Source organism: Streptomyces sp. NPDC006365 (assembly GCF_042870755.1).
In the GTDB taxonomy this organism is placed as follows: Bacteria; Actinomycetota; Actinomycetes; order Streptomycetales; family Streptomycetaceae; genus Streptomyces; species Streptomyces xiangluensis.
The window spans coordinates 64,860-76,622 of sequence record NZ_JBIAHS010000010.1 but is presented as its reverse complement, the minus strand read 5'-3'; the positions used below and the strand labels follow the sequence as shown (position 1 = coordinate 76,622).

The following is an 11,763-nucleotide window of genomic DNA, read 5'->3' as shown; positions in this document are numbered from 1 at the left end:
AGCGCGCTCCAGCCGTCTGACAATGCAGCTGACAAGAGACAGGAAGGAACATCATGAGGAAGATCACCGCAGGCCTGTTCATCTCGCTCGACGGCGTCGTAGAGGCCCCCGACCAGTGGCACTTTCCGTACTTCGACGACGACATGGGGGCCGCCGTCGGCTCGCTGTTCGACGGCGTAGACACCATCCTGTTCGGCCGCAAGACCTACGACAGCTTTGCCGGAGCGTGGCCCGAGCGTGAGGCGGAGGGCGGGGAGGACGCCGGTTTCGCCAAGATCCTCGGCGACGTACGCAAGATCGTGGCCTCGCACCAGAAGCTCGAGTTCACCTGGCGTAACTCCGAGCAGCTCCAGGGCGACCTCATCGAAACCGTCACCGCGCTGAAGAACGAGCCGGGCGGGGGCATCTCCCTGAGCGGCTCGATCTCGGTCGTCCGCCAACTGCTGGCCGCGGGCCTCCTGGACGAACTGCACCTGCTGGTACACCCGATCGCCGTACGCCACGGAATGCGGCTCTTCGACGAGGCCGAGACCACGATCCCGCTGCGCCTGCTCTCCTCGAAGACCTTCGGTTCCGGCGTACTGCACCTGGTCTACACCCGGGCCGAGTCCACCGGCGAAGCCGGCTACGACGAGGCCAAGGCTCACCTGTCCCAGTCCGGGCAGTAAGACACCACCGGCTCACCGCCCGGCCCGGCCCGCGCACACCGCGCAGGCCAGGCCGGGTCAGGACGGGGCCACTATCCCGCCGTGTCCCCGTAAATGACCCCGCGCCCGTTCGTCGACACGTACACCCGCCCGAAGACCCGCGGATCCCCGGTGATGGCCGCGCCCGTCCAACCCCACTGGTGGGCGTCGTCGTTGATGCGCGTCCAGGTCGAACCCTGGTCCGTGGAGCGGAAGATGCCGCGTACGCCGCCGATCTTGGCGCTGGTGTAGAGCGTCTGGTACGAGGCGCCGGCCGCGGCCCTGCCGAAGCCGATGGTGTCCGCCTGCTCGACGCCCGACAGCTTGGTGAAGCTCGCGCCGCCGTCCGTCGAGTGCCACAGCCCGTACGCGCCGTCGCTCGCACCGCCCGCCAGCCAGATGTCACCCTTCGTACCGGGCAGCGCCTTGAAGCGCACGCTGTCACCGCTCGGCAGGCCACTGGCCGAGGACGCCGTGAATGTCGCCCCACCATCCGAACTGACGTAGAACTTCCCGGATTTGAAGCCGTAGAAGGTCCTCGGATCGACCCGGTCGGACTCCACGATCGCGCCCGCCGGGATCCCGCTCGACGCGGACCACGAGGAGCCGAACCCGGTCGCGTAGTGCACGCCCGCGCCCTCCGGACTCCAGACGAAGCGGCTGCCGTCGGAGGCCGCGGCGACCGTTCCGCCGCCCGAGACACCCGATGGATCCGTTCCCGCGAACCAGTTGGCGCCGTTGTCGGTGGAGAAGGCGATATGCGGACCCGAGTCGAGGTTCCCGGCCCGTACCACGGTTCCGGGGTTCGTCTCGGCGAAGTCGAGGCTCGTGGTGGAGGCGAAGTTCGGCGAAGTGAACATCATCGACGGCACTTTGGTGAGATCTGTGTGCCGGAAGCCGCCGACGTCGCCGAGCGCGCTGAGGAGCTGCGCCCCGCCGGACGGGGGAGCGGCGAGATCGTTGACGGCCGTCTCCTCCAGGCCCTGCACCATCGGCTTGATGGTGAACTGGCCCCCGCTGTCCCACGTGCCGAGGTCCTCGGTCCCGTAGACCGTGGCGCCCGTCCCGTACATCATCCGGTCCGAGTCGAACGGGTCGATCTCCAACGCCTCGGTCATCCAGCCGAGTTTGGGTGTCTGCTCGGGTGGTGAGGGGTTCGCGCCCCAGGTCAGCCAGGGCGAGGACGAGACGTCCATGGTGTAGCGGTTCGATCGGTTGGGATACGAGCTGTAGTCCCAGGCCTTCGTCCAGGTGCCGCCGCTGTTCGTGGAGCGGAAGATCTGGGTGTCCGGCCACCAGGAGCTGTACGCGGTCGCCATCACCGTGCCCGGGTTCTGGCGGTCGACCGTCAGGCCACTGAAGCCGTAGTACGTGTCGGCCTCGGCCACCGGGCTGATGTCCGTCCAGGTCCCGGACCCGGTCGCGTACCGCCACAGCTGTCCCTTGCCGCCGTCGTACGGGCCGCCCTTGTCGCTGTACGCGAGATAGAGGTGGCCGTTCTCGGCGTCCAGCACGCCCTTGTGGGCCAGGTATCCGGTCGGCTGGCCGGGCAGCCGGGACCAGGTGGCGCCCGCGTCGGTCGAGCGGTAGACCGAGTTCTCCTTGTCGGCGACCCCGACATAGATCGTCTGCGTGGCGTTCGTACCGGCGCCCGTCGACTCGTCGAAGGTGACCCAGACGATGCCCTGGTTGTCGGAGGCGTAGCCGCTGGTGTCGCTCGGGTCCTGCACGTAGTTGCCGACGTTGGGGAAGTTCGTCACCTGCGACCAGGAGGCGCCCGAATCCGTGGACCGCCACAGGCCCTTGCCGCTCGGGGCGCCCAGATACAGCACGCTGTTCTTGTGCGGGTCCACGGCGAGCCGCTCGCCCATGCCGCGCCCGGGCATGTTGCCGCCCAGCTTGAACGGCAGGCCGGCCTTCTGCCAGCTCGCGCCCCGGTCGGCGGACCTGAACACGGCACCGTTCTTCGGGTCCCAGCTGTTCGTGTACGTGCCGACGGCCGCGTAGACCTTGTCCGGTTCGACCGGGTCCGAGGCGAGGCTGACGACGCCGGTGTGGCCCCAGTCGTCCCAGCCGATGGAGTCGAGCAGCGGGGTCCAGGTCTTCGACGACTCCTGCCAGCGGTAGGCGCCGCCGATGTCGGTGCGGGCGTAGGCGAGGTTCTGCTCACTCCGGTTGAAGACGATGCCGGGCACGAAGCCACCGCCGTCGATCCGGGCGTTCTTCCAGGTGTACGGGTCGGCGGCGACGCTCATCGTCCTCTCGACAGGCTGGGCCGCCATCGCGGACGGACTGCCCGCGAGGAGACCGGCCGCGAGCGCGAGTACGGCCGTGAGAACGCGGCCCCTGCTGACGGTTCTTCGCACGGTGGGGGTCCTCTCCTGGAGCGGGGGATGGAGGAAAGGCGCGGCGAGCCGGGCGGACCCCCAGGAGGAGGGCGTCCGCCCGGCCGTGGGCCCCGTCGGTAGGGCCCTGTACACGGAGCGACGGGGGCTATTCGAGGAGCTCCGCGTACGAGCCCATGGCGAGGGCTATGTCCGCCTGGGCCCAGAACCGGTGGTACGTGAACGTGGGCGCGGCGCCGCCCGCGAGATAGCTCTCGATCTTCGACCACGCCGGGTCGTCTTCGTAGAAGGAGCGGATGGAGTCGAAGGTGGACGAGGAGTTGATCGCGTCGCCGTTCGGCATCGTGCCGGTCCACCCGCTGGGGATGTACACGCCGTCGTCGAAGCGGTTGTAGTCGGCGCGGGTCTCCGGGACCGCGATGCCCAGCGCGTCCTGGTTGTTCGCCCACATGCCGTCGAGCAGCGCCTTGGCGGTCGACGCGGCTTCGGCGTCCCCGGACTTGTCGGCGTAGTACGTCAGGGTCTTGGCGTACGCGGCGGCCACACCGACATCGTTCGTGTAGTCGGCGACGGTGACATGAAGTCCGCTGTTGGCACCGGGACTTGACGCGTTCCAGGTGTCGGGCGCACCCGACCACTGGAGCGTGTTCGGGATGCGGAAGCTGCCGTCCGGGTTGACCGTGGTCTTGGACAGCGCCCAGTCGACCCACTTGTCGAGCACAACCTTGGCGTCGGCGTCACCCGTCTGCTGGTAGTACTCGGCGACCCGCTCCATGGACCACGCCTGGAAGCCGAACCACTGGTTGGACGGCGGGTCGTGGTACACCGGCTTCTCGTCGTAGTACATGCCGTAGAAGGTCGGCGTCCCGGCCGGCGGGGTCGCGTAGTGGCCCTTCCAGCTGTTGGTGGCACCGCCCGCGATGGCCCCCTCGTTCGACTGCAGCCAGCGGTAGAACTCCAGTTGCCGGTCGAGCGACTTGGCCCAGTCCGCTTGCCCTGTTGCCGACTTGGGCTTCAGATCGGCGTACGAGCTGAGCGCGTACGCGGCCAGGGGGTTCTGGTAGCCGCCGTGGGCGTGGCTGGAGCCGATGCGCCAGGCCCAGCCCGCCGCGGTGTCGGTGGCGCCACCCCACGCGTAGTACCAGTTGAGCAGATAGTGCGAGGCGTCCTTGCCGGTGCCGGGCGAACACGTCGACGGGCCCACACAGTTGCCGATCTTCTTGAAGTACTTGTCGTACATGGCGTAGCGCAGGTAGTCGCCCATCTTCGCGGCCTTGCCGAGCGTCGCCGAGACCTCGGAGCCCTTGCCCTGTTCCTCGGCCCAGACATCGGCCCAGTAAGCCGCCTGCACGGCACGCGCGTCGGCGTCCGGTGCGTTGGTGAACTTCCACTGCTTGGCATAGGAGGCGTCACCGGTGAACAGGTCCAGGTAACCGTTCTTGCCGCCGTACTTGAAGGCGTCACAGGTCGGCTGCGGCACCGTCTCCCACACCGACTCCTGCGAGCCGCGCTGGAAGGTGTTGATGTACGAAGGGCCGGTATCGCTCGGGCCCGCCTCGCACTTGCCCGGCGAGTTGCCGTAGCCGTAGACGTTGTCGACGTCCTGCAGCCAGTGCATGCCGTAGATGTCGTCCGTGCCGTACGCGCTCTTCAGCTCCGAGGCGATCGGGTCGGAGCCGACGGAGACGCCGGGGTCGAGCTTCGCCGGGTACTCGTTCGGGGTGTCCAGCTCGGGCGCGTACGTGGCGGGCTTGGAGGCGTTGTAGAAGGAGTTCGTCGGCTGGTCGGCGTGCGTGGGGATCATGAACTTCTCCATGGTCTCCCACGCGGCGTTGAACCTGGTCCAGTCGCCGGTGACCTTGCCGTACATGGCCTGGAGCCAGATCAGATAGCTGTACGCCTCCGACGTCGTCTCATGGCCGTGGTCCGGCGCCTCGACGATCAGCGTCTCGACCGAGTGGTACGGGATGCCCTCGGGGGAGAAGTAGCCGTTCGCCGGGTCGGTGATCTTGCCGTAGAGCTCCAGGAAGCGGGCGTCGTACGCCTTGGTCGCGGCGAGCTGGGTGGCAGTGACCGTGGCCTTGGTGTGTCCGGTGGCCGTCGACTCGAACGTCGCGGATCCGGTGCCGGAGTTGCCGGCGGTGATGGTCACCTTCTGGGCCGCGTTCCAGTTCGACGGCGTGAAGGTGAGCGATGAGCCGCCGGTGACCGACAGGCCCGTGTTGCCGTCCGTACGGGCGGTGGAGACCGTCACGTTCGCGCTCGGCTGTGTCGACAGCTTCACGTCGAATGTGCCCGTCTTCCCTTGCTGGACGCCGAGTTGGGCGGGTGTGGCCACCACGGCGGGACCTGAGGCGACCGTGATGCCGACCGGGGTGGAATCCGCCGAGGCCCCCAGGCTGTCGTACGCCTTCGCCACCAAGGAATGACTGCCCACGGTCAATCCATTGACCGACAGCGTGAACGGTGACGTGGTGTCCGTACCGAGCAACTTCGTGTCGTCGTAGAACTCGACCTTGCTGATCGTCGCGTCATCGGCCGCCGCGGCGGTGGCGGCCAGCGGGACCGCGTCGCCCTGCGTGTAGACGGCGCCCGCGGCGGGGCTGGTCAGCACGGTGATCGGCGGCTGATGCGCGCCGGCGCACGTAGTGCCGTTCACGGCGAAGCTGGTCGGTGCCGCGTTCGTGCCGCTGTACGTGAACTGCGCCCCGGTGCTGACGGCGGCTCCGGCGGCGATCTTCGCGTTGAAGGAGGCGCTCTTCACCGTGACCGTCTTGCCGGACTGGGACCAGGCGCCGTTCCACCCGTTGGTGAGCTTCTGGCTGCCCGCGTAGTCGTACGTCAGGGTCCAGTCGTCGATGGCTTCGGATCCGCGGTTGGTGAGGGTCAGCTCCGCGGTGAAACCGGAGCCCCAGTCATTGGTCTTGTAGTCCACGCTGCACTGAACTGCCGCCGCCTGTGCGGGAGTCGAGCCCGTTGCCAGCGTGGTGAGGGGGAGCGCGAGGGCCGCCACGACAGCGGTCCACAATCGCCGCGCACGGCGTCTCTTTCTGCCTGCCATGTCTGGTTCCTCTCCTTGCGGCTCGGAGATGTGGGGGAGGAGCAACAAGCCTTGAACCAGTGGGAGCGCTCCCAGCTTGAGGAGGGGGGTGTCAAGGGTCAAGGTGCTTGAAGAGTCGAAAAGATTCGATACGGACATCTGTAAGAAACATGTCAACTCCTTCGTTACTCCTCTGTTCTTTACCGTCACTTGGCGCTACCTTCGTCCGCACCAGTGGGAGCGATTCCATCAGTCGACGCGTCCGTGACGGCGTGTCAGAGCTGTGAGGAGTCGCTCATGCGACATCCCCCGCGTTTATGTCTTTTAGTGGCCGGTGCGGCACTCGCCCTTGCGGCGAGCGCCATCGCGCCGGTGGACACGGCTTCCGCAGCGGCGCCCGCGTGCACGGTGGAGTACTCCGTCACCAGCCAGTGGGACTCCGGCTTCCAGGGCGCCGTGAAGCTCACCAACAACACCGCCGCGCTGAGCAGTTGGAGTCTCTCCTTCGACCTGGCCGGCGGACAGCAGGTCAGCCAGGGCTGGAACGCCAAGTGGTCCCAGTCCGGGAGGACCGTGACCGCGGCCAACGAGAACTGGAACGGAGCGCTGGGCTCGGGAGCGAGCGTCAGCGCCGGGTTCCTGGCCTCGGGGCCGGGGAGCACCGCCGCGCCCGTGTCCTTCAAGCTCAACGGGACGACGTGCAACGTGGACGCCGAGTCCCCGCCCGACCCGACGGATCCGCCGGCGCCCACGGACGGCCCTCCCGTGCTGAAGGTCTCCGGCAACAAGCTCGTCGACGAGTCCGGCGCCACCCGGCGACTGCTCGGCGTCAACCGCTCCGGCGGTGAGTTCGCGTGCGTCCAGGGTTACGGCATCTGGGACGGACCGGTGGACGACGCCTCGGTCAAGGCGATCGCCGACTGGAACGTCAACACGGTCCGCATTCCGCTGAACGAGGAGTGCTGGCTCGGCCTGTCCAACATCAAGCCCGAGTACGCCGGCGCCAACTACATCGCCGCCGTCGAGGACCTGGTGACCAAGGTCAAGGCGCACGGCATGACGCCTATGCTCGAACTGCACTGGTCGTACGGCCAGTACACGGGCAACTCGGCGGGCTGCGCCGATGTGCATGCCAGTTGCCAGAAGCCGATGCCCAACATGCAGTACACGCCGTCCTTCTGGGCCTCGGTCGCGAGCACCTTCAAGGACGACCCGACCGTCGTCTTCGACCTGTTCAACGAGCCCTACCCGGACCGCGCGACCTCCACCGCCGCCCAGGCGTGGACCTGTTGGCGGGACGGCGGCACCTGCCCCGGCATCGGCTACGAGGTCGCCGGGATGCAGGACCTGATCGACACGATCCGCGACACCGGAGCCACGAACGTGATCCTGGCGGGCGGGCTCGCGTACTCGAACGACCTGAGCCAGTGGCTGACGTACAAGCCGAGTGATCCGGCGGGCAATCTCGCCGCGGCCTGGCACGTCTACAACTTCAACACCTGCTCCAACGAGAGCTGCTGGGACTCCACGCTCGCCCCGGTCGCCGCCCAAGTGCCGCTCGTGGCGGGCGAGATCGGCGAGAACACCTGCGCGCACTCCTTCATCGACCGCGTCATGACGTGGTTCGACGAGCGCGAACAGTCGTACCTCGGCTGGACCTGGAACACCTGGAACTGCAACTCGGGTCCGGCCCTGATCTCCAACTACGACGGCACACCGACGTCGTTCGGCATCGGGCTGCGCGATCACCTGCGCTCCCTCGACGGATAGGAACCCGCACACCATGAGCCGTACCAGAACCGCGTTACTGGCAGCGTTCGCGCTGCTCGCCTCAGGAACGGGCACCGCTGTCGCGGCGATGCCCCCGGACGCCGGTCCGGCGGCCGTCCCCTGCACCGTCGACTACAAGGTGCAGAACCAGTGGGACACCGGCTTCACCGCCGCGGTCACGGTCACCAACCACACAGCAGCCAAGTCCTCCTGGGCCGTGAAGTGGTCGTACGCCGGAAACCAGAAGGTCACCAACGGCTGGAACGCCAACCTCAGCCAGAGCGGCAACGCTGTGACCGCCGCCAACGAGAGCTACAACGGGACGCTGTCCACGGGCAGTTCGATCAGCTTCGGCTTCAACGCCTCGTACAGTGGCACCAATGCGATGCCCACCACCTTCACGCTCGACGGCGTGACCTGCAACGTCGACGGTGGCGGTGGTCCCACCGACCCGCCCGACCCGACGGGGCCCAAGGTCGACAACCCGTACTCGGGCGCCAAGGTGTACGTGAACCCGGAGTGGTCCGCCAAGGCCCGCGCCGAAACCGGCGGCAGCCGCATCGCCAACCAGCCCACCGGTGTGTGGCTGGACCGGATCGCCGCCATCAACGGTGTGAACGGCGGTATGGGGTTGCGCGACCATCTCGACGAGGCGCTGGAGCAGAAGGGCTCGGACGAACTGGTCGTCCAGCTCGTCATCTACAACCTGCCGGGCCGTGACTGCGCGGCGCTGGCGTCGAACGGCGAACTCGGGCCGACGGAGATCGACAAGTACAAGACGCAGTACATCGACCCGATCGCCGCGATCGTCGCCGACCCCAAGTACGCCGACCTGCGCATCGTCACGACGGTCGAGATCGACTCGCTGCCGAACCTCGTCACCAACGCCGGGAGCCGTCCCACGGCAACGCCCGAGTGCGATGTGATGAAGGCCAACGGCAACTACGTCAAGGGCGTCGGCTACGCGCTGGGCAAGCTCGGTGACGCGGAGAACGTCTACAACTACGTGGACGCCGGACACCACGGCTGGATCGGCTGGGACGACAACTTCGGCCCGTCGGCGGACCTGTTCAAGCAGGCGGCGACCGCCGAAGGCGCCACGGTGAACGACGTCCACGGCTTCATCACCAACACCGCCAACTACAGCGCACTGAAGGAAGACCACTTCACGATCAACGACACCGTGGCCGGCAAGTCGGTCCGTGAGTCGAAGTGGATCGACTGGAACCGCTACGTCGACGAGCAGTCCTTCGCCCAGGCCTTCCGCGACAAGCTGGTCTCGGTCGGCTTCAACTCCGGCATCGGCATGCTGATCGACACGTCCCGCAATGGCTGGGGCGGCGCTTCCCGGCCCACCGGCCCGGGCGCGACGACCAGTGTGGACACCTACGTCGACGGTGGCCGTTACGACCGTCGCCTCAACACGGGCAACTGGTGCAACCAGTCCGGCGCCGGCCTTGGTGAGCGCCCGCAGGCCGCGCCTGCCTCCGGCATCGACGCCTATGTGTGGATGAAGCCGCCGGGTGAGTCCGACGGGGCCAGCAAGGAGATCCCGAACGACGAGGGCAAGGGCTTCGACCGGATGTGCGACCCGACGTACGAGGGTAATCCTCGTAACAACTTCAACATGTCGGGGGCGCTGCCGGACGCTCCGCTGTCGGGGCACTGGTTCTCGGCCCAGTTCCAGGAGCTGATGAGGAACGCGTACCCGGCACTGTAGCTACCGCTGGTCGGGTGGTTGGGGGTCTGCGGGCCCGGCTGTGGCTGGGCGCGCAGGCCTCCGACGGTTGGGCGGCTGCGGGTTGCGTGTGGCTGGTCGCGCCCCGCGGCGAGCCGCTGATGTCGCAGCCCCGCGCCCCTGAGGTGCGTGGTGGGTCGGGGCCGCGGGCCGGTGCGTCAGCCCGTCGCAGGGTGGGCATACGGCCCTCCGTCTCCCACAGGGCGCAGGTGACCTGAGACAGAACCTACGCGACGGGCATACGACGCACCGGCCCACGTCCCCTCCCGCCGGTGGGCAAGTGACGGGTCCCTTGTGGCTGACGGCTCCGGGGAGTGCCCCTTTAGGGGCGCGGGGAACTGCGCGACCAGCCACGACGCACCGCTGTCGCGACACGCAGTGTCACCCCGACCCCCTTGCCTGGGGGCCTGGGGCGCAGTCCCGGGGCCAGTTCATGTACAGGTTCGGCTTGCTGTTTCGGCAAGGTGAATGGCCGTTTCGGGGATTCGCGTCGCACTCTGGACGCAAGCCGAATGAGAGGTCAGGAATCATGGCGCATCAGCACGATCACGCACAGATTGACTTCGCCGAATGGCTGCCCATGCTGGAGCAGGAGGCCGAGCTGTTCGCTCCGGTGTACCGGCAGGCGGCGGGCTGGTTGCGGGAGTGGAAGCCCGAGCCCGAGCTGATCGCGGACGTGGGCAGTGGGCCCGGTGTCATCTCCTGCCTCCTCGCGGACGCGTTCCCGCAGGCGCGGGTCGTCGCCGTGGACGGGGCCGCGCCCCTCCTGGAAGCCGCCCGCTCCCGCGCCGCCGAGCACGGCATCGCCGACCGGTTCAGCACGCTGGAGGCCGAACTGGCCGACGGGATCGGCGAGTTGGAGTACCCGGCCGACCTACTCTGGTCCAGCAGGGCCCTGCATCACGTCGGCGACCAGCTCGCCGCCCTCACCGAATTCGCTCGCCATCTCGCTCCCGGCGGCGCCCTCGCCCTTCTGGAGGGCGGCCTGCCCTCGCGCTACCTCCCGCGCGACATCGGCATCGGCCGCCCCGGCCTGCAGTCCCGTGTGGACGCGGTGCAGGAAGACTGGTTCAGCAGGATGCGGGCCGAACTGCCCGGCTCGGTGGAGGAGACGGAGGACTGGCCGGCCCTGCTGACCGCCGTCGGACTCCGCCACACCGCGACCCGCACCTTCCTCCTCGACCTTCCGGCCCCCGTCTCCGACGAGGCCCGCACCTTCATCACCACTGCCCTCTCTCACCGCAGGGAGGGCCTGGCAGAGGGGCTCGACGCAGACGACCTGGCCACCCTCGACCGGCTCCTCGACCCGGACGACAAGGCGAGCGTCCACCACCGCCCGGACGTGTTCCTCCTGACGGCCCTGACGGTGTACGTCGGGGTGAAGCCCACGTGACCCGTGCCCGGTCAGCAGGTGTCCGGCCGCCGCGTACACGGTGACCCGGACGTTTCAGTTGGCCCTGAGGAACCGTTTCGCCAGCGACTCGCCGAGGGAAACCGCCGCGCTGCGGCTCTCGATGGGGGAGACGCGGGAGTTCCTGAACAGGATGTAGGTGACTCTCGAGGCGGTGCCGCCGGTCGCCGGGTCCGGGTTGATGCCCAGGGCTTCGGCAGTGGCGTACGAGGCCTCGCCGATGATGTCCGTGGGGCCTGCGTCGCCGACTACGGCGTACTGGACCTGGTCGTTGTGGATGACGGCTACCACGCCGCCGCCCTTGATGCCGGAGTTCGCGTAGTCCCAGATGCCGCTGGGGGCGGGCACGACGACGTACGGCAGTGTCTGGGGGTTCAGCGGTCTGCCGTCGGACTGGGGGAAGGCCGTTTCGGGATGGAACCACGGGTCGGTGTCCCTGTTGCAGCGTGCGGTGACCTGGCCGTCACAGGCGATGTCCATGTCGGCCTTCCAGTACACCGCGCCCTTCTTGCCGCAGACGGGGACGGAGGGCGAGGTCCCTTCATCGGTGCTGTACCGGCCGTCGGAGATCCGCGAGCAGGACTCCACCTCGGCCAGCAGCTCGGCCGCACCGACCGTCCTCTCCCGGGCCTCGGTGGCCGTGCCTTCCTGTGCCTCGATGGGGCTGTCGGACACGGCGACCGTCCTCTCCCGGGCCTCGGTGGCCGTGCCTTCCTGTGCCTCGATGGGGCTGTCGGACACGGCGACCGTCCTCTCCCGGGCCTCGGTGGCCG

The 11,763-nt window shown here is 68.2% G+C and carries 7 protein-coding genes; 4 read left to right on the top strand and 3 right to left on the bottom strand.

Annotation, left to right across the window (positions count from 1 at the left end; genetic code table 11):
• The first annotated feature begins 53 nt into the window (after nt 1-53).
• On the top strand, nt 54-668 hold the full coding sequence (locus tag ACFYO0_RS26275) for a dihydrofolate reductase family protein (protein WP_388680545.1): 615 nt from the start codon (nt 54-56) through the stop codon (nt 666-668).
• A 71-nt stretch (nt 669-739) separates the two neighbouring features.
• Here the strand turns inward: ACFYO0_RS26275 and ACFYO0_RS26270 are convergent, their stop codons facing one another.
• Nucleotides 740-3,052 carry a xyloglucanase gene (locus ACFYO0_RS26270; RefSeq protein WP_388680542.1) on the bottom strand — a complete coding sequence of 771 codons (2,313 nt, stop codon included), beginning with the start codon at nt 3,050-3,052 and terminating at the stop codon, nt 740-742.
• 127 nt (nt 3,053-3,179) lie between these two features.
• Entirely contained in the window at nt 3,180-6,092 is a 2,913-nt protein-coding gene (locus ACFYO0_RS26265; protein WP_388680539.1) for a glycoside hydrolase family 48 protein, read from the bottom strand.
• A 276-nt stretch (nt 6,093-6,368) separates the two neighbouring features.
• On the opposite strand from ACFYO0_RS26265, the gene ACFYO0_RS26260 reads away from it, so the two are divergent.
• From ACFYO0_RS26260 to ACFYO0_RS26250, 3 genes are all read left to right on the top strand, one after another.
• Nucleotides 6,369-7,841 carry a cellulase family glycosylhydrolase gene (locus ACFYO0_RS26260; RefSeq protein ID WP_388680536.1) on the top strand — a complete coding sequence of 491 codons (1,473 nt, stop codon included), beginning with the start codon at nt 6,369-6,371 and terminating at the stop codon, nt 7,839-7,841.
• 13 nt (nt 7,842-7,854) lie between these two features.
• A complete protein-coding gene (locus tag ACFYO0_RS26255; RefSeq protein WP_388680533.1) occupies nt 7,855-9,561 on the top strand; it encodes a glycoside hydrolase family 6 protein in 1,707 nt (568 codons plus the stop codon).
• 547 nt (nt 9,562-10,108) lie between these two features.
• Complete coding sequence (locus ACFYO0_RS26250; protein ID WP_388680530.1) at nt 10,109-10,972, top strand: class I SAM-dependent methyltransferase; 864 nt, start codon at nt 10,109-10,111, stop codon at nt 10,970-10,972.
• 54 nt (nt 10,973-11,026) lie between these two features.
• Here the strand turns inward: ACFYO0_RS26250 and ACFYO0_RS26245 are convergent, their stop codons facing one another.
• Complete coding sequence (locus tag ACFYO0_RS26245; protein ID WP_388680999.1) at nt 11,027-11,665, bottom strand: glycoside hydrolase family 75 protein; 639 nt, start codon at nt 11,663-11,665, stop codon at nt 11,027-11,029.
• Nucleotides 11,666-11,763 lie beyond the last annotated feature (98 nt).